Origin of the sequence: Arthrobacter sp. H35-D1 (assembly GCF_030063185.1) — a bacterium.
Classification (GTDB): Bacteria; Actinomycetota; Actinomycetes; order Actinomycetales; family Micrococcaceae; genus Specibacter.
Map to the genome: position 1 here is coordinate 319,570 of NZ_JASISP010000003.1, position 17,558 is coordinate 337,127.

Here is a 17,558-nt window from a genome sequence, read left to right on the forward strand (position 1 = left end):
GTTGTGGCAGTGGTACTCACCGCAGGCTATCGTCATCCCGAGACCGGCACCATGGGGATCGCTGCCCATGGCGCGGAGGCGTGTGGCCACTATGCTTTTGAAATGACGTTTTCGCATGCCAATCCGTATTCGCAAAGGCCGGCAGGTCGCAGAAAGTCCACGAAGGGGTCCTTGGCCGTTGCCATCGTCGTTGTTTTTTTTGGGCTGGCGCTGCTCGGTGTGGGGTCCTCCATCTTCCAGGCCGCGGGGGAGGGCCAAGCCACGGCCAGGGACCTGCAGGTGAACGGACTCCCCGGCACCGTCACCGACGCCAAGGTCATGGTGGGGCGCGGACAGGGCGGGACCAGGACCGTGTCTGAAATGGAGCTGACGTTCATGGATGAGCAGGGCATGGAACATACTGCCGGCACGACGCATATTCCCAGGCACTACCCGCCGTCGAACGCCGAGTCTGGATGGACGTCGGAATTTCCGGCGAAGGATCAGCTGCTGGGACAAGCCGTCAAATACAGGCTCGGCGACGATGCCGCCGTGGAACTGGTGGAGCAGTTGCCCGCCGCCGCGTCTGCACCTTGGACCATACCGCGCTACATCGGGCTGGTTCTCGGGATCTTTGGAATCTTCGTGCTCGTTGGGGCACTTGCCATGGGCGCCAAGAGCTTTCGCAAGCGGAGCTGAACACTTCAACGGATACGCTGGGTCCGCAGCCGCCCAGGATGTCCGTCCCTAGTGGTGCCGGCAGACGTTGGTGGTCGAGACTGTCGGCGACGTGCAGGTTCCACGCCAAGTTGTGTTCATCTACAGTCGATGGTCTAAATGATCGTCCGTCCTGAGACTTGTCCTAAACTGAGAGTTCACCGTGAGTAGGGGGAAGCGCATGAGTCAGCAGCAGCCCGATTTGCCGATAGGCAAACAAGGGTCCAACATGCCCGGTGAGGCATACCACCAGGGCTACCTGGACGGGCACCTTGCCGGTTGGAAGGCTGCCCTCGCCGCCCAGGGCTCCACCATGGCGGGGGACCGGACTTCTGAAGCTGCACCACCAAGAATGCCTTCCCGGCCGCCCCAAGGGGAGTCAAGCGTCGCGCTGCGGGGCTCTGCGCTCCACCAAGAACCTGTGCTCGACGAGGGCGCTGCGCTCTTCCAAGGCCCTGTGGTGCATGAAGATCCTCCCAAGGTCCTGCAACAGGTGCAGCAGCCCGCAATGCCGCAGGCTCCGACCCCGCAGGCTCCGACCCAGCAGGCTCCGACCCAGCAGGCTCCGACCCAGCAGCCCGCAACACCGCAGGCGCCCCAGCAGCAGATGTCGATGCCTCGCTACCCACAGGGGCAGCCTGAAAAACAGCAATTGCCGCGCCTTGCCAAGCCGGCTCCGCTCGATCCCGCTGCCGCTGCCGAAAAAAAGACTAAGCGTGAAACGCAAAACATCAACATCACCTTGTATGTGGCGAGCCTGCTCATGGTGGCCGCTGCAGCACTGTTTGTCGGCAGCAGCCTTCCAGTGGCTGCCCGACTCGTGGGTGTTTGGCTGGGCACGGCGCTGTTCTACTCCACTGGACTGCTGCTCCACGGCAAGGCAGCCAAACTTAAGCCGGCAGCCGTTGCCTTTACCGGCACGGCACTGGCCATTATCCCCTTTGCCGGAGTGGCCACCTACAATTTGGGCTTTCCGGATGCACCGGCTGTATGGCTGGCCACCTCCCTTATAGGAACTGTGGCCTACATCTACGCTGCAGTGCGCTTGCGCAGCCGCCTGGTGGTCTATGTTTCCATGGCGTTCCTGCTGTCCACGGCGTGGTCGTCGGTGGCCATCATGGGGGCGGCACTTGCCTGGTATTTCACCGCCTTGATCATCTTCGCTGCCGTGCTGGCTTTGATGGGATTCCTGCTCCAGCGCCGCGCCTCGATTGCCGGCAGCGCGAGCAGCTTGTATGCAAAGGTATTTGCTGAAATTGGCCCATGGTTTGCCCCTGTTGGCTTGGTCGGTTCACTCGTCCTTGGACTGGCACTGAACGCGGCGGACCATGCCATGGTGCTCATGGCAGGGGCCTTTTATTACGCAGCCATGACGCTCGCCTCGGGAAACGCCCACAAGCGCTACAACTATCTGGGGTTCAGGCTTTCGTTAAGCTTCGCTGCCCCGTTCCTCGGCTGGCTGATTCAGCCTGAGCCCGTATGGGCTGCGGCGGCGTTCACCACAGTGCTGGCAATTCAGCTGCTTGCGGTTGCCTACACCCGGGGGCCGCTGTCCAAGCTTATTTGCCATGAGGCGTGGGTGCGGCGGGATGTCTACGTGAGCGTTCCCGTCATGGCAGTTGGCTCCTTCGTGTGGAGCGTGGCGGCGTTTTTGGCCAACACGGGCACCGCCAACACAGGTACCGCCGGCATGGGCGCTTTTGCCATTTCCGTTGGAGTGGGTGTCGGCTTGATTGCGGCCATGGCCCTTGTCCCGGCGTTTCTGCCTGGCGGGGAGTGGTTGCCTCTGCCGGCTGCAGGTGCCGTGGTCTTGTGTTCGCCGTTCCTTGGAGCCATCGACTGGACTGCCTTGATCGGAGTCGCCCTGATTTATGCGCTAATCAGGTATTTCACCGTTGTCGGTTTTGTGCTCAAGCGGGCCATGCTGGTCATCGCGCGAATCCTCGTGGCAGCGCTCGTGGCTGCCTCCCTGGCAGCATTGCTTCCCGCCAATCCCGGCAAGGCGGAGCTGATCGTCACCGTGATTGCCGTCATTGCAGCCATGCAATTGCTGGCGGACGCCTTGCTGTCCAGATATGGCACTGCCAACCCGGTGACTCGCTACTCGGCAGTGGCCTGGGCCGTCGTTGGCACCGTCCTTGTGATGGCATTGTCGGCGACCCAATGGTTCGCCCAGGGTTCAGGGGCTCGGTTGCTCGGCGCAGAAGCGTTGCTTCCGGCCCAGTTCGTGTTGGCAGCGGCGGCCATGGGCGTTGCGGCAGCCGCATATTCCCTTCCCTTGGCGCCCCGAACGGCAGTCTCCACAGCAAGTTCAGGCACAGCAGGTTCAGGCACAGCAGGTGCACGCTCGGTATCGTCCCGAGCCACGGAGGCGCTGGCGCCGTCGTACTTTATTGTGGCGGCCCTTTGCGCAGGGCCTGTGCTGCACGCCGGTGGTGCAAGCCTGGCTTGGGCCGCCACTGCCGCCTACCTGATCGTGGCAGGGGCACTGTTGCAGCGAGAGAGTGCACCGTTGCACCGCTGGTTGTATTGGTGGACGGCCAGGGTGGTGTCCCTGTTGCTGGCCGTGGCCTTGTTCCAGCTGTGGCTGGAGTTTGATCCGCAAACACAGCTTGCCGGGGCTCAGGTGTCCCTTGGCCACATCATCTTGCTGGCGTTGGTTCCGCAATTGCTGATTCTGCTGTTTGTGCTTCTGCGCGGCAGGGCCGTCACGGGGCTGTCGACGGATGTGTGCGTCACCCTGGCGGTAGTTTTCGGCCTCGCGATCGCCGTGGCCACCGGCGGCGACGGCGAGCGCTGGACAACCATGGTTGCCGTTGGCCTTGCCGCGGCTGCTGTCGCAGGGATTAGCGTTGCCGGGCTTGCCTCCGGCAGGGCAACGAGCCGCGAACCGTTGCTGGTGGTCACGTGGGCGCCGGCAGCGGCGCTGATCGGCATTGCGCTGGCATGCATGGGCTACCGGCCGTTGCTTATTATTGTGGTGGCCATTGCTGTTGTGGCGTGGGCATTCGTTGCTGCTGCAGCCCGGACGCTCATGGCAAGGAGTGGGTACTTCCTGCTCGCCAGGGTGGCTGCGACAGTGCTCGTCGCTGTGGTGGTGCGTGAACTCAGTGACAATCCCACGGTGCTCTCGCTGGCTGTCACGGCAGCGCTTTTGCTGCAAGTGGGACTCCAAGTCCTGGCCACCAGGACTGCGCGAGTCAACGCCGCAGTGGGCGAGTCGGCCCTTCTGCAGCCGAGCCTGTGGCTCCTGCTGGCTGCGCAACTTGCCCTGCCCCTGGCCTACTTTCTTGCCGCGAGCGGATGGGTCCCGACCGGTTCCGCGGCCCGGTGGTTGGTGGCGCTGGAACTGGCGGTGCTGGCCGGTACGGCGCTTGTGGCCCAAGTCTGGCTGAAGGAGCGAGGTGCTTCCTACCTTGCCATTGTGGCAATAATGGGTGCGGCAGCGGTGGTGGCACCGCTGTTGTTGCCCGGCGCCACGGCCCTTCTGCTCTTGGCCTTGTGCCTGGCGGCGATTGCTTGGCGCTGCGTCGGCACGCCCCGGTCGCCGGAAATGTCCTGGTATTGGCTGGTGGCCACGGGCTGCTTCCTGCTCACCGCCCAAGTGGTGGACGGCGACGCGCCCGTGGGCGTCTTTGCGATGATGTGGACGGTGGCGGCGCTGGCCTTGATCTTTGCCGGCCACTTGATCAAGCAGGATTGGGTGGTGCTGCCGGCATCGCTGTTGCTTTTCCTGGCCGCTGTGCTCTTCCGAGCCCAGGTGCTGGAGCTTTCCGGGTGGCCCGGCGTCTCTGCGTTGGCGGGATATGCGGTGGTTGTCGGTGTGCTCTATGTGGTCCGCCTGCTGCTGCTAGACGCCGCTGTTGACAGGCCGGTGGAGCGTTTCAGCCTCGTCGGCACGGCGCTTGGGGGAGGGGCATTTTTCGCATTGTGGACCATGCTCGACCACGACACGGTACTGCTGGGTGCGGCGGCGTACACAGTCGTTGCCGTGCTCGCCTGCATGGAAGCACCTGCAGCCGCCAGTAGGCCCTGCATCGACATGGCCATTGTTTCGGGCGCAGCAGTGTGGTTCTGGGCGTCAAACAGCTATCTGGACCTGGGCCTGTTCTGGGCAATCCAGTGGTGTGCCACGGCCTTGGGAGCTTTGGCGGTCATTCGGTACCTGGGCAATCGGCAGCAGGCTGGCAAGGCGCTGCTCATGGGAGCCGCGGCCTTTGCCAGCCTGGGCGCCTTCACCACGATCTTCAGCGGGGAACCGGTGCAGCAGGTTGTCTCGCTGGTGGTCTTTGTGGCCCTGCTGGCTGTGGGAATGGGTCTTGACGAACGCGTCTTCACCGTTTGGGGCGCCATCGGAGTGGCCACGGCCGTGCTGTGGTATCTGAGGGGATTCACCTATATCCTGCTTGCACTGCTGGCCTTGGCACTCATTGCCTTCGCCATCTGGCGGCTGAACCGAAAGAAGCCCGACGCCGGCCAACCCCAACAGCCCATGGAACCGGCGCAGGCACCGCATCCCGACTGGCGGGAAAATCCTGACTGGCAGGAACAGCCGCTGTACCAGGACCCGCCCCGGCAGCCTTGATCCCGGATTAACGCACGCCCTTCACCTGCGCCACCGCCAAGGCGCCGGCCAGTGCGGTCACACCGGAAATCACGAACAACAAGGTGAACCCGCCAACGGCGCTGACAAGCAAGGCTCCCAGCATGGGGGCGAAAGCCTGCGGCACCGTGAGGGCAATGTTCATGATGCCAAGGTCCTTGCCGCGTGACAACTGGTCGGGGAGCACCTCGGTGGCCAGCGCCTGATCAACTGAGAGGAAGCAGCCGTAGCCCAAGCCCAGGAGGGCGGCGGCCACAGTGGCGGCACCCATGGTGGGGACGAAGGCAAGAATCAAGGCGGCGGAGGCCTGCAGCACCGAAGCGCCGAACACGAAGGCCCGGCGGCGACCCAATCTGTCCGAAAGCCTGCCCAGCCACAGCGACGCCACAATCACAAACAGCATGTACACAAGCGTCAACACGATGAGCGAACCCTCCGCGTCGGGCACCTCGAGGCCGTACATGAGGAAGTACAACAGCAAGCTGGTGCCAAAGGCATTGCCCAGATTGACGAGGATGCGGCTAAGCAGCGTCCAACCAAAGTCGGGGAACCGGCGCGGACTGATCCACAGACTTTCCAGCAGGGTGCCCAAGGTGAGCGGCGGCACCACACCTGGCGGCAGCACGGCGTCGTGCACAAGGAGCAGAAACGGCAGGCCCAGCACCACTAGCAATGCGGCCATGACGGCATAGCCGCCGAAGGTGCTCAATCCCAGCGCCGTGACAAGGACAAGCCCGGCGATGATGCCGATGGCTTGCGGTGCCGAAATCCAGCCCGAAACGTAGCCGCGCTGGTTGACAGGGACCTGATCGGAAATCGCCGCCGTCAGCGCTGCAGTGAGGACGCAGAAGAACGTGCTGGAGGCCACCCAACAAATGCCGATCCCCAGCAGGGACGTCTGCAGGCCCAACAGGAAAAGTGACAGGGCGAAACCTGCTGTGCCTGCCGCGATCCAGGGACGACGGCGACCAAAACGTGAGGTGGTTCGGTCGGACAGGGCGCCTGTGAGGGGGTAGGCAACGAGGGCGAAAGCGCCGGCAATGCCCGAAATGTAGCCAAAACCGAGCACGTTTTGCACCCAGTCCGTGGCGTGAAGGAACTTTTCCACTTGCAAGGGAAGCAGCAGTTGCACGGGTGTCAGCTGCGCAATCCAGACGCCAAACCAGCTCAGCGCAAAGAACAGGATCCAGCGCCCGCCCACCCTGTGCGTGGGGACGGCTGCCAATCCATGCGTGTCCGGAACCGCTGGCATCTCGCCATTCTCGGTGACTTTGCTCACGTGGGTAGCATCTCACGCCCGTCAAGGGCGCGGCGGAAGCGTCGAGCGGGGTTCGCGGTGCTCTGCGCCACGGCAGTCCCGATTGGCGCTCTGGCGCAGAATCCGGCATACTTATTGAGTTGTTCAAGTGCTTTTTCGTGTCCCGGTCGAGATAATGCTCGTCGCAGGGTCCAAGTCAAAGCCCAAACATAACCAATCCTTCGCAATTAGTGCGGGTACGTGCGTGAAATATTTACGACACGCCCGACCGCGGGGGTCGGAGCTTCGGCGGATTGAGGAACCCGGAAATATCCGGATTCAGTTCGTTGGGAGCGTGGCTGTGAGTGCCACATTGAACAGGTAAAAGTAAACAGCGTTTACGTCAACAGCATCGCTCCTTTTAGGATGCTTCGTTACAGGAAAGAGAGTCACGACGCCATGGCGGGACAAAAAATCCGCATCCGGCTGAAGTCATATGACCACGAGGTTATTGATGTTTCAGCTCGGAAGATCGTTGAGACGGTCACGCGCGCAGGCGCAACGGTAGTAGGCCCTGTGCCGCTGCCCACCGAGAAGAACATTTACTGTGTAATTCGTTCACCTCACAAGTACAAAGACAGCCGCGAGCACTTTGAAATGCGCACGCACAAGCGTCTCATCGACATCATTGACCCCACGCCCAAGGCAGTTGATTCGCTCATGCGTCTCGACCTGCCGGCTGACGTGAACATCGAAATCAAACTGTAGGGAGGTGCTGAGAAACTATGACCGCGACCCGAAACACTAAGGGCATCCTGGGCACGAAGCTCGGCATGACCCAGGTCTGGGACGAGAACAACTTGCTTGTTCCCGTAACCGTCGTCCAGGCCGACTCCAATGTCATCACCCAGCTGCGCAACGCAGAGGTGGATGGCTATGTAGCGATCCAGATCGGCTACGGCCGGATCGATCCTCGCAAGGTGACCAAGCCTTTGGCCGGCCACTTCGAAAAAGCTGGTGTCACCCCCCGCCGCCACGTCGTCGAACTGCGCACAGCAGACGCCGACAGCTACACCCTCGGCCAGGAGCTCTCAGTTGAGATCTTCGACGCCGGCCAGAAGGTCGACGTCGTCGGCACTTCAAAGGGCAAGGGCTTCGCCGGTGTCATGAAGCGTCACGGCTTCCATGGTGCCCCGGCTTCGCACGGTGCACACAAGAACCACCGCAAGCCCGGTTCCATCGGTGGCGCGTCCACTCCTGGCCGCGTTTTCAAGGGTATGCGCATGGCAGGCCGTATGGGTGCCGAGCGCGTAACCACCATGAACCTCACGGTTCACGGTGTTGACGCCGAGAAGTCGCTGCTGCTGATCAAGGGTGCCGTCCCCGGCGCCCGCGGCTCGGTCGTACTCGTACGCACCGCCGTGAAGGGAGCATAAGTAAATGGCTACTGTAAAGGTTGACCTGCCTGCAGAGATCTTCGACGTACAGACCAACGTGCCGCTGTTGCACCAGGTTGTCGTCGCTCAGCTTGCTGCCGCCCGCCAGGGTACCCACAAGACCAAGACCCGCGCCGAAGTATCCGGTGCAGGCCGCAAGCCGCATGCACAGAAGGGTACCGGCCGCGCCCGTCAGGGTTCCATCCGCGCCCCTCACATGACCGGCGGTGGCGTTGTCCACGGTCCCACACCTCGCGACTACAGCCAGCGCACCCCCAAGAAGATGAAGGCTGCTGCACTGCGCGGCGCCTTGTCCGACAGGGCACGCAACGGCCGGATCCACGTTGTTGCTGAATTGGCTGCCGGCACCACGCCGTCCACCAAGGCTGCAAAGGCCACTTTGGCTGCCGTGACCACGCGCAAGAACGTGCTCGTTGTCATCGAGCGCGCCAATGATGTTACCGCGCTGAGCGTTCGCAACATCGTGGACCTGCACGTCTTGTACGTTGACCAGCTCAACACCTACGACGTGCTTGTTTCTGACGACATTGTCTTCACCGAGGCCGCGTACGAGGTTTTCATCTCGGGCCGCGCAGGTGTTGAAGCATTCGCTTCCAGCCTGCTGGTTGTTGACGCGTCGGGTTCCGACGATGCTGCCGAAGGCACCATCAAGGGCAACAAGGACTCCATGAAGTACCACGTGCCTGGTTCACGTTGGTACGACGCCACTGCGGCCGAGGTTTGGTTCGCAACCGTTGAGGAAGCCAAGGCCGCAGGCTTTGTTCCCGCCGGCGGCGAAGCTGCCCAGACCATTGAGGAGGACGCCAAGTGAGCGCCGTCACCATCAAGGATCCGCGCGACGTAGTGCTTGCACCCGTCGTCTCGGAAAAGAGCTACGGCTTGATCGACGAAGGCAAATACACCTTCCTGGTCGACCCCCGCTCGAACAAGACCGAGATCAAGCTGGCCGTGGAGAAAATCTTCTCCGTCAAGGTCGACACGATCAACACCATCAACCGTGCCGGTAAGCGCAAGCGCACCAAGTTCGGATGGGGACAGCGCAAGAACACCAAGCGCGCAATTGTCTCCCTCCGCGAGGGCACGATCGACATCTTCGGCGGTCCGCTTTCCTAAGCGGAGACCACTTTAACGAGGAAATAAACTATGGCAATCCGTAAATACAAGCCGACAACCCCGGGCCGTCGCGGCTCGAGCGTTGCCGACTTCGCAGAAATCACGCGGTCGACGCCGGAGAAGTCTCTGGTCCGTCCCCTGCCCAAGAAGGGCGGCCGCAATAACACTGGTCGTATCACGACTCGTCACAAGGGTGGTGGCCACAAGCGCCAGTACCGCCTGATTGACTTCCGTCGTCACGACAAGGATGGCGTCAACGCCCGCGTAGCTGAGATCGAATACGATCCCAACCGCACGGCGCGCATTGCCCTCCTGCACTATGTTGATGGCACCAAGCGTTACATCATCGCACCGAACAAGCTCAAGCAGGGCGACTTTGTCGAAGCCGGCGCGGCTGCCGACATCAAGCCTGGCAACAACCTGCCGTTGCGCAACATCCCCGTGGGTACTGTTATCCACGCAGTGGAGCTGCGTCCCGGCGGAGGTGCCAAGATGGCTCGGTCCGCTGGCGCTTCGGTTCAGCTCGTCGCCAAGGAAGGCAAGTTCGCCCAGCTGCGTCTGCCCTCCGGCGAAATCCGCAACGTTGATGCGCGCTGCCGCGCGACTGTCGGCGAAGTTGGAAATGCTGAGCAGTCGAACATCAACTGGGGCAAGGCTGGCCGCATGCGCTGGAAGGGCGTTCGCCCGACCGTCCGCGGTGTTGTCATGAACCCTGTTGATCACCCGCATGGTGGTGGTGAAGGCAAGACATCCGGTGGACGTCACCCGGTCAACCCGAACGGTAAGCGCGAAGGCCGCACCCGCCGTCCCAACAAAGAGAGCGACAAGCTGATTGTTCGTCGCCGCCGTACTGGCAAGAACAAGCGATAGGAGCCTGGAGACATGCCACGTAGCCTGAAAAAGGGTCCCTTCGTTGACCAGCACCTCTTTGTAAAGGTAGCTAGGGAAAACGATAAGGGCACCAAGAACGTCATCAAGACCTGGTCCCGCCGTTCGATGATCATCCCGGACATGCTGGGTCACACGATCGCCGTACACGATGGTCGCAAGCACATCCCCGTGTTTGTTACCGAGTCGATGGTCGGGCACAAGCTCGGCGAATTCGCCGCCACGCGGACATTCCGCGGCCATGTCAAGGACGACCGTAAGGGCAAGCGCCGCTAAGGCGCTTGACTTTACGGCTAAGACGAGAGAGAGATAGCAATGGAAGCCAAGGCAAGTGCGCGTCATCTGCGCGTCACGCCTATGAAGGCCCGGCGCGTCGTCAACCTGATTCGTGGCAAGCAGGCGAATGAGGCATTGGCGATTTTGAAGTTTGCCCCCCAGGCAGCTTCAGAACCGGTATTCAAGGTAGTCCAGTCCGCAGTGGCCAACGCCCGCGTTCTGGCAGATCGCGACAGCGTCGCGTTCAATGAAAATGATCTGTACATCAGCGAAATCTTCGTTGATGATGGCCCCACGATGAAGCGGTTCCAACCGCGCGCCCAGGGCCGTGCATACCAGATCAAGAAGCGTACAAGCCACGTCACAGTGGTTGTCGCTACACCCGAGAAAGAGGAGGCTCGCTAAGTGGGACAGAAAGTAAACCCGCACGGGTTCCGTCTCGGGATCACCACGGACCACCGTTCACATTGGTTCGCGGACAGCAACAAGCCCGGACAGCGTTACAAGGACTTCGTAAAAGAAGACATCCAGATCCGCGCACTCATGTCCACGGGCATGGACCGCGCCGGTATTTCCAAGGTTGAGATCGAGCGCACCCGCGACCGTGTACGTGTGGATATCCACACCGCACGTCCCGGAATTGTGATCGGCCGCCGTGGAGCTGAAGCAGACCGCATCCGCGGCGAGCTCGAAAAGCTCACCGGCAAGCAGGTTCAGCTCAACATCCTGGAAGTCAAGAACCCGGAAGCAGACGCTCAGCTCGTTGCCCAGGGCATCGCCGAGCAGCTGACTAGCCGTGTGGCCTTCCGCCGCGCGATGAAGAAGGCCATGCAGTCCGCACAGCGCACTGGCAGCGTCAAGGGCATCCGTGTCGCTTGTGCCGGTCGTTTGGGTGGCGCTGAAATGTCACGCACCGAGTTCTACCGCGAAGGTCGTGTGCCCCTGCACACCCTGCGTGCCAACATCGATTACGGCTTCTTCGAAGCCAAGACTGTGTTCGGCCGCATTGGTGTCAAGGTCTGGATCTACAAGGGCGATGTCACGAGCAAGGAACTGGCTGCCCAGGCAGCTGCTGCTCCTGCACGTGGCCGCGGCCCCCGCCGTGACGGTGACGACCGCGGAGCCCGCGGTCCCCGTGCCGGTGGAGACCGTCGTCGCAACGACCGTCCTGAGCGCACCGAGGCAGCTGCCCCGGCTGAGGCTCCTGTAGCTGCAGAGGTTGCGGCTCCGGCAGTAGAAGGAGGACAGGCTTAAATGCTTATCCCACGTCGAGTAAAGCACCGTAAGCAGCACCACCCCGGACGTACGGGTCAGGCTACCGGCGGCACCACGGTTTCGTTCGGTGAGTGGGGCATTCAGGCTCTCTCACCGGCATACGTCACCAACCGCCAGATCGAGTCCGCTCGTATCGCCATGACTCGTCACATCAAGCGTGGCGGCAAGGTGTGGATCAACATCTACCCCGACCGTCCCTTGACTAAGAAGCCTGCTGAAACCCGCATGGGTTCCGGTAAGGGTTCGCCCGAGTGGTGGATCGCGAATGTCAAGCCCGGCCGTGTTCTCTTTGAACTCTCCGGCGTATCAGAAGAGGTAGCACGCGAGGCATTGCGCCTGGCAATCCACAAGCTGCCGTTGAAAGCACGCATTGTGCGTCGCGAAGGTGGTGAGTAGAGATGTCAGTTGGTTCCAAGGAACTTGCCCCTGCACAGCTTGACGGGTTCGACAATGCACGTCTTGTCGAAGAACTCCGCAAGGCAAAGGAAGAACTGTTCAACCTGCGCTTCCAGTCAGCCACCGGCCAGCTGGAAAGCCACGGTCGCTTGCGCGTTGTAAAGCGCGACATCGCCCGTATCTACACAGTGCTGCGTGAGCGCGAGCTGGGCATTCGCCCGGACGTCGTTGCCGCTGCACCCGTGGAGAAGGCCTCCAAGAAGGCTGACAAGGAAGCCAAGAAGGCCTCCAAGAAGGCTGAAACATCTGAGGAGGACGCCAAGTGAGCGATTCTGTAGACAACACTGAAGAAGGCGCCACGGCCGTGGTTCGTGGCGACCGCAAGAAGATGCGCGGCTACGTCGTCTCCGACAAGATGGACAAAACCATCGTTGTCGAGGTCGAAGACCGCGTAAAGCACGCCTTGTACGGCAAGGTTCTGCGCCGCAACAAGAAGGTCAAGGCCCACGACGAAGAGAACAGCGCCGGCATCGGCGACATGGTCCTCATCGCCGAGACCCGCCCGCTGTCCGCCACCAAGCGTTTTCGCCTGGTGGAGATCATCGAGAAGGCCAAGTAAGCATTTTCAACCTTCGCGTTGAGCATGTGAACTAAAACGCAGGACCCGTCACCGTTCGCGGTGGCGGGCCCTGCGTCGTTTAACCCCTGGCCCAGCCATCGCTAGCCATAGCCAGCCAGCCGGCCAGCCGGTCGCGGAAAGCCGCGTGGCCCTGCCTCAGCCTACGAGAACACGAGCCGTGACCACGGTGGTGCGGCGAAGGCAACGGCTTAGGTGGGCCGGCGGCGAAACTGCGGGTTCCGCCGTCGTACCTGGCTCGTCCGGCATGAATGACGCAGGTTTCGTGTTTTGCACCCGGTTAAACCGGTAGCGTTTGAGAATACCTGCAGCAATGTCGGTCGATGGGTTGCCGCGGCGCCGTGGGGAAGGCAACGCCCTGGGTGGGCTGACGGCGTAACGATAGGTTCCGGCGTCGTGCTAGGATTGTCTATTGCTGCGCCTTTTCTGTGCCGCCGTTTTCGGTGGAGGCAGTGGTGCACAATTTCCTCGTAAATGTCTCGTGCCACTACAAACTGCCGTCTGCCCCGTGTTATTCATGCACTGGGCGGGATTGGAAAGTGCGGTTGGCATGAAGCGTTTAGGCGTGTTTTGGCAAAATCCAGGCACGTCGAGAGACATCCCGAACAATACGTTCCGCAAGGCTTGTCCATAGCTGATTTATGGCCAAGAACCGGCGCGACGAACAGGAGATACTAGTGATTCAGCAGGAGTCGCGGCTTAAGATCGCCGACAACACGGGGGCCAAGGAAATCTTGACCATCCGCGTTCTCGGTGGATCCGGACGCCGCTACGCAGGCATTGGCGACACCATTGTCGCCACCGTCAAGGATGCAATTCCCGGCGGTAACGTAAAGAAGGGTGACGTCGTTAGGGCTGTCATCGTTCGCACCAAGAAGGAACGCCGCCGTGCGGATGGTTCCTACATCAAGTTTGATGAGAATGCAGCTGTCATTCTCAAGGCTGACGGGGACCCCCGCGGTACCCGTATCTTCGGCCCGGTTGGCCGTGAACTTCGTGACAAGAAATTCATGAAGATCATCTCGTTGGCTCCGGAGGTGCTGTAACTTATGGCAAAGATCAAAAAGGGTGACCTGGTTCAGGTCATCACAGGCGCCAAGGCTGAACGTGGCGGCGACCGTGGCAAGCAGGGCAAGGTCCTGATGGTTAACAACGAAACCAACCGCGTGTTGGTTGAGGGCGTAAACCGTGTCACCAAGCACACCAAGGCCGGACAGACCGAACGTGGCACCAACACTGGTGGCATTGAGAGCGTCGAGGCACCCATTCACATCTCCAACGTTGCTGTAGTGGACCCGTCCACGAAGAAGCCGACTCGCGTTGGCTACCGCATCGACACCGTTGAGCGCGATGGCCGTGAGCGTCAAGTACGTATCCGCGTTGCCAAGACCTCGGGGAAGGACCTGCCATGAGCGCCGCAGTTGCAGAGAACACACCCAAGATCACACCCCGCCTGAAGGCCCGCTACGCAGCGGAAATCAAGGCCAACCTGATCGAGGAATTCAACTACTCGAACGTCAACCAGGTTCCGCGCCTGGTCAAGGTCGTTGTCAACATGGGTGTTGGAGATGCCGCAAAGGACTCCAAGCTCATTGACGGCGCCGTTCGCGACCTCACAGCCATCACCGGCCAGAAGCCCCAGGTTTCCAAGGCCCGCAAGTCGATCGCACAGTTCAAACTGCGCGAAGGCATGCCGATCGGCTGCCACGCAACTTTGCGTGGAGACCGCATGTGGGAATTCCTTGACCGTTTGGTCACGCTGGCGCTGCCACGTATCCGCGACTTCCGCGGCCTTAGTGGCAAGCAGTTTGATGGCAACGGCAACTACACCTTCGGTTTGACCGAGCAGGTTATGTTCCACGAGATCGACCAGGACTCCATTGACCGCCCCCGCGGCATGGACATCACCGTCGTGACCACCGCCAAGACCGATGACGAAGGCCGTGCGTTCCTCAAAGCACTTGGCTTCCCGTTTAAATCCGAAGATAAATAATCTACGTAAAAGGTCCGTTCTGCGAGTGCGGCGCCCCGGCATTTGATGCCGGCGCGAGTGCGCTACGAGAAGGAAACCGTTACGAGGAAGGGCAAGCGCCCAAATGACAATGACAGATCCTGTCGCAGACATGCTTACTCGTCTGCGCAACGCAAACTCGGCACACCACGACACCGTGTCCATGCCGTTTAGCAAGCTTAAAGGCCATATCGCCGACATCCTCAAGGCACAGGGCTACATTGCTGCCTGGAAGGTCGAAGACGCCGAAGTTGGCAAGAAGATGACCATCGACTTGAAGTACGGCCCCACACGCGAGCGTTCAATCGCTGGCCTGCGCCGCATCTCCAAGCCCGGACTGCGCGTTTACGCCAAGTCCACAAACCTCCCCAGCGTGCTGGGTGGGCTGGGTGTCGCCATCCTGTCGACGTCTTCAGGTCTTTTGACCGACCGTCAGGCTGCCAAGAAGGGCGTGGGTGGGGAAGTCCTCGCCTACGTCTGGTAGTAGAGAGAGAAGGGAAAGAAAAATGTCACGTATTGGACGTCTCCCCATCTCCGTGCCTGCCGGCGTCGAAGTCAAGGTTGAAGACAACCTGGTTTCCGTCAAGGGCCCGAAGGGAACGCTGGAGCACACTGTTGCCAGCCCCATCGCGGTTGCTCTCGAAGAGAACACCATCAGCGTTACCCGCCCCAACGATGAGCGCGACTCGCGTTCACTCCACGGTTTGACTCGCACCCTCATTGACAACCTGATCATCGGTGTCACCAAGGGCTACGAGAAGAAGCTGGAAATTGTTGGTACCGGTTACCGCGTAGTCGCCAAGGGCGCGAACCTTGAGTTCGCTCTGGGCTTCAGCCACCCGGTTGTCGTTGAGGCACCCGAGGGCATCACACTGGCAGTTGAGAGCCCCACTAAGCTCTCCGTGTCAGGTATTGACAAGCAGCAGGTGGGCGAAGTTGCTGCCAACATCCGCAAGCTGCGCAAGCCCGACCCGTACAAGGGTAAGGGCGTACGCTACGCCGGCGAAATCATCCGCCGCAAGGTCGGAAAGGCTGGTAAGTAACCATGGCACTGTCCGTAAGAGGAAAGTCCAAGGCCGCAGCACGCGGCCGTCGTCACCTGCGCGTTCGCAAGCGCGTCAGCGGAAGCACTGTACGTCCGCGTCTGGTGGTCAACCGCTCGGCCCGCCACGTATTTGTGCAGGTCATCGATGACACCCAGGGCCTGACCCTGGCGTCGGCATCGACGCTGGAAGCAGACCTGCGCGCATTTGACGGTGACAAGACCGCCAAAGCCAAGCGCGTTGGCGAGCTTGTTGCAGAGCGCGCCAAGGCTGCAGGCATCGAAGCTGTTGTTTTCGACCGTGGCGGCAACCGCTACCACGGCCGTGTTGCAGCAATTGCTGATGGCGCACGTGAAGGCGGTCTGGCACTGTGACCGAGAACACTAACAAGGAGAACACTGTGTCAGAAGCAACTGCAGCTGACGGTGCACCCGCAAAGACCGAGACAGCAGCAGGCGCCGATAACGCCCGTGGCCGTGGCGGTCGTGACGGTGCTCGTGGGGGCCGCGAAGGCGGTCGCGACGGTGGCCGTGGCCGCGGTGGTCGCGATGGTGGACGCGAGGCTGAGAAGAGCCAGTTCATCGAGCGCGTCGTCAACATCAACCGTGTAGCCAAGGTTGTCAAGGGTGGTCGTCGCTTCAGCTTCACCGCTCTCGTCATCGTCGGCGACGGCAACGGCCTGGTTGGCGTTGGCTACGGCAAGGCCAAGGAAGTTCCGGCCGCAATCGCCAAGGGTGTTGAAGAAGCCAAAAAGACGATGTTCCGCGTCCCCCTAATTGGCAAGACCATTCCGCACCGCGTCCAGGGTGAAGCTGCTGCCGGCGTCGTCCTGTTGCGTCCGGCTGCGGCTGGTACCGGAGTTATTGCCGGTGGTCCGGTTCGCGCCATCCTGGAATGCGTTGGCATCCATGACGTGCTGTCCAAGTCACTGGGTTCTTCCAACGCCATCAACATTGTTCACGCAACCGTTGAGGCACTCAGGAGCCTGGAAGATCCGAAGGCTGTTGCGGCTCGCCGTGGTCTGCCTTTGGACGAGGTCGCTCCGGCCGTGCTGTTGCGCAATATGCAAAAGGCAGGGCTGTAATGACTACACCGAAGAACATTCAGGTTTCTGAGAAGAAGCTTGAAATCACGCAGACCAAGGGCGTCATCGGCGTCAAGCAGAACCAGAAGGATTGCCTTCGCTCACTGGGCCTGAAGCACATCGGCGACTCTGCCGTCCGTGTCGCAGATGCAGTGACTGTTGGCATGATCAACACGGTTCCGCACCTGATCAAGGTCGAGGAGGCTAAGTAAAGTGGCTACTGAGAAGACTGTAGAAACTGCTGAAAAGCAGAATGCGCTCAAGGTCCACCACCTGCGCCCCGCACCCGGTTCCAAGACGGCTAAAACCCGTGTTGGCCGTGGTGAGGGTTCCAAGGGCAAGACCGCCGGTCGCGGTACCAAGGGTACCAAGGCTCGTTACCAGGTCAAGGCTGGCTTTGCCGGCGGCCAGCTGCCGCTGCACATGCGTCTGCCGAAGCTGCGTGGCTTCAAGAACCCGTTCCGCGTCGAGTTCCAGGTTGTAAACCTGGACAAGCTGAACGAGCTCTTCCCCGAAGGTGGCACTGTCACCATCGATGCACTGGTTGAAAAGGGCGCCGTTCGCAAGAACCAGCCCGTGAAGGTGCTCGGCACCGGCGACATCACCGTCAAGGTTGATATTGCCGCCGACGCATTCTCCACCAGCGCGGTTCAGAAGATCACTGCTGCAGGTGGAACCACCACCGAACTGTAAAAAGTTCACAAATGCGCACATCTAGCGACTAGACTCTTGGTGGGCGGAGCTCATGTTCCGCTCACCAGGGGTCTTTCGTTTTATCGGAGCAGCGCTGCGTAGACGGTGTCTCTCGGCCTTGTTGGACTGTCACAGTTTCAATGCGAGCT

23 protein-coding genes are annotated in these 17,558 nt (G+C 61.0%); 22 read left to right on the top strand and 1 reads right to left on the bottom strand.

Annotated features, from left to right (window positions below; all coding sequences use genetic code 11):
- The first annotated feature begins 102 nt into the window (after window positions 1–102).
- Together QMG25_RS06620 and QMG25_RS06625 are read left to right on the top strand one after the other, a co-directional pair.
- Entirely contained in the window at window positions 103–678 is a 576-nt protein-coding gene (locus tag QMG25_RS06620; protein WP_283458431.1) for a DUF3592 domain-containing protein, read from the top strand.
- A gap of 199 nt (window positions 679–877) precedes the next feature.
- Window positions 878–5,281: a hypothetical protein gene (locus QMG25_RS06625; protein ID WP_283458433.1), complete on the top strand. Its 4,404-nt coding sequence runs from the start codon at window positions 878–880 to the stop codon at window positions 5,279–5,281.
- A gap of 7 nt (window positions 5,282–5,288) precedes the next feature.
- On the opposite strand, the gene QMG25_RS06630 is transcribed toward QMG25_RS06625, so the two are convergent.
- Complete coding sequence (locus QMG25_RS06630; protein WP_283458435.1) at window positions 5,289–6,578, bottom strand: MFS transporter; 1,290 nt, start codon at window positions 6,576–6,578, stop codon at window positions 5,289–5,291.
- A gap of 417 nt (window positions 6,579–6,995) precedes the next feature.
- Between QMG25_RS06630 and rpsJ the strand changes: the two genes are divergently transcribed.
- The 20 genes from rpsJ (at window position 6,996) to rplO (ending at window position 17,409) form a co-directional block, all read left to right on the top strand.
- Window positions 6,996–7,304: a 30S ribosomal protein S10 gene (rpsJ, locus tag QMG25_RS06635; protein ID WP_038464699.1), complete on the top strand. Its 309-nt coding sequence runs from the start codon at window positions 6,996–6,998 to the stop codon at window positions 7,302–7,304.
- Between the two features lie 17 nt (window positions 7,305–7,321).
- On the top strand, window positions 7,322–7,972 hold the full coding sequence (rplC, locus tag QMG25_RS06640; RefSeq protein WP_283458450.1) for a 50S ribosomal protein L3: 651 nt from the start codon (window positions 7,322–7,324) through the stop codon (window positions 7,970–7,972).
- 4 nt (window positions 7,973–7,976) lie between these two features.
- Window positions 7,977–8,804 (top strand): 50S ribosomal protein L4, sunset domain variant, encoded by an 828-nt coding sequence (gene rplD, locus QMG25_RS06645; RefSeq protein WP_283458452.1) that lies wholly within the window; start codon window positions 7,977–7,979, stop codon window positions 8,802–8,804.
- Window positions 8,801–9,106, top strand: a complete 306-nt coding sequence (gene rplW / locus QMG25_RS06650) for a 50S ribosomal protein L23 (RefSeq protein WP_283458455.1) — start codon at window positions 8,801–8,803, stop codon at window positions 9,104–9,106. The genes rplD and rplW overlap by 4 nt, the downstream gene beginning before the upstream one ends.
- Window positions 9,107–9,136: 30 nt before the next feature.
- A complete protein-coding gene (rplB, locus tag QMG25_RS06655; protein ID WP_283458456.1) occupies window positions 9,137–9,976 on the top strand; it encodes a 50S ribosomal protein L2 in 840 nt (279 codons plus the stop codon).
- Between the two features lie 12 nt (window positions 9,977–9,988).
- Window positions 9,989–10,270: a 30S ribosomal protein S19 gene (rpsS, locus tag QMG25_RS06660; protein WP_019481497.1), complete on the top strand. Its 282-nt coding sequence runs from the start codon at window positions 9,989–9,991 to the stop codon at window positions 10,268–10,270.
- Window positions 10,271–10,309: 39 nt separating this feature from the next.
- Window positions 10,310–10,675, top strand: a complete 366-nt coding sequence (gene rplV, locus QMG25_RS06665; RefSeq protein ID WP_283458461.1) for a 50S ribosomal protein L22 — start codon at window positions 10,310–10,312, stop codon at window positions 10,673–10,675.
- A complete protein-coding gene (gene rpsC, locus QMG25_RS06670) occupies window positions 10,676–11,524 on the top strand; it encodes a 30S ribosomal protein S3 (protein ID WP_283458463.1) in 849 nt (282 codons plus the stop codon).
- Window positions 11,525–11,941 carry a 50S ribosomal protein L16 gene (gene rplP, locus QMG25_RS06675; protein WP_283458465.1) on the top strand — a complete coding sequence of 139 codons (417 nt, stop codon included), beginning with the start codon at window positions 11,525–11,527 and terminating at the stop codon, window positions 11,939–11,941.
- Between the two features lie 2 nt (window positions 11,942–11,943).
- A complete protein-coding gene (rpmC, locus tag QMG25_RS06680; RefSeq protein WP_203312230.1) occupies window positions 11,944–12,267 on the top strand; it encodes a 50S ribosomal protein L29 in 324 nt (107 codons plus the stop codon).
- Between the two features lie 62 nt (window positions 12,268–12,329).
- Window positions 12,330–12,560 (top strand): 30S ribosomal protein S17, encoded by a 231-nt coding sequence (gene rpsQ / locus QMG25_RS06685; RefSeq protein ID WP_283458561.1) that lies wholly within the window; start codon window positions 12,330–12,332, stop codon window positions 12,558–12,560.
- Between the two features lie 695 nt (window positions 12,561–13,255).
- A complete protein-coding gene (gene rplN, locus QMG25_RS06690) occupies window positions 13,256–13,624 on the top strand; it encodes a 50S ribosomal protein L14 (protein ID WP_283458468.1) in 369 nt (122 codons plus the stop codon).
- Between the two features lie 3 nt (window positions 13,625–13,627).
- The gene (gene rplX, locus QMG25_RS06695) at window positions 13,628–13,990 is read left to right on the top strand and encodes a 50S ribosomal protein L24 (RefSeq protein ID WP_283458470.1); all 363 of its coding nucleotides are present in this window, start codon (window positions 13,628–13,630) and stop codon (window positions 13,988–13,990) included.
- The gene (gene rplE / locus QMG25_RS06700; protein WP_283458473.1) at window positions 13,987–14,571 is read left to right on the top strand and encodes a 50S ribosomal protein L5; all 585 of its coding nucleotides are present in this window, start codon (window positions 13,987–13,989) and stop codon (window positions 14,569–14,571) included. Before rplX ends, rplE begins: the two co-directional genes overlap by 4 nt.
- 103 nt (window positions 14,572–14,674) lie before the next feature.
- The gene (rpsH, locus tag QMG25_RS06705; RefSeq protein WP_283458475.1) at window positions 14,675–15,073 is read left to right on the top strand and encodes a 30S ribosomal protein S8; all 399 of its coding nucleotides are present in this window, start codon (window positions 14,675–14,677) and stop codon (window positions 15,071–15,073) included.
- A 22-nt stretch (window positions 15,074–15,095) separates the two neighbouring features.
- The gene (gene rplF / locus QMG25_RS06710) at window positions 15,096–15,632 is read left to right on the top strand and encodes a 50S ribosomal protein L6 (RefSeq protein WP_283458477.1); all 537 of its coding nucleotides are present in this window, start codon (window positions 15,096–15,098) and stop codon (window positions 15,630–15,632) included.
- 2 nt (window positions 15,633–15,634) lie between these two features.
- Window positions 15,635–16,006 carry a 50S ribosomal protein L18 gene (rplR, locus tag QMG25_RS06715; protein WP_283458479.1) on the top strand — a complete coding sequence of 124 codons (372 nt, stop codon included), beginning with the start codon at window positions 15,635–15,637 and terminating at the stop codon, window positions 16,004–16,006.
- 26 nt (window positions 16,007–16,032) lie between these two features.
- Window positions 16,033–16,716 carry a 30S ribosomal protein S5 gene (gene rpsE, locus QMG25_RS06720; protein WP_283458482.1) on the top strand — a complete coding sequence of 228 codons (684 nt, stop codon included), beginning with the start codon at window positions 16,033–16,035 and terminating at the stop codon, window positions 16,714–16,716.
- Window positions 16,716–16,928, top strand: coding sequence for a 50S ribosomal protein L30 (gene rpmD / locus QMG25_RS06725; RefSeq protein ID WP_283458485.1), 213 nt, complete (start codon window positions 16,716–16,718; stop codon window positions 16,926–16,928). The genes rpsE and rpmD overlap by 1 nt, the downstream gene beginning before the upstream one ends.
- Window position 16,929: 1 nt before the next feature.
- Window positions 16,930–17,409, top strand: coding sequence for a 50S ribosomal protein L15 (gene rplO / locus QMG25_RS06730; RefSeq protein ID WP_283458487.1), 480 nt, complete (start codon window positions 16,930–16,932; stop codon window positions 17,407–17,409).
- The last annotated feature ends 149 nt before the right edge of the window (window positions 17,410–17,558 follow it).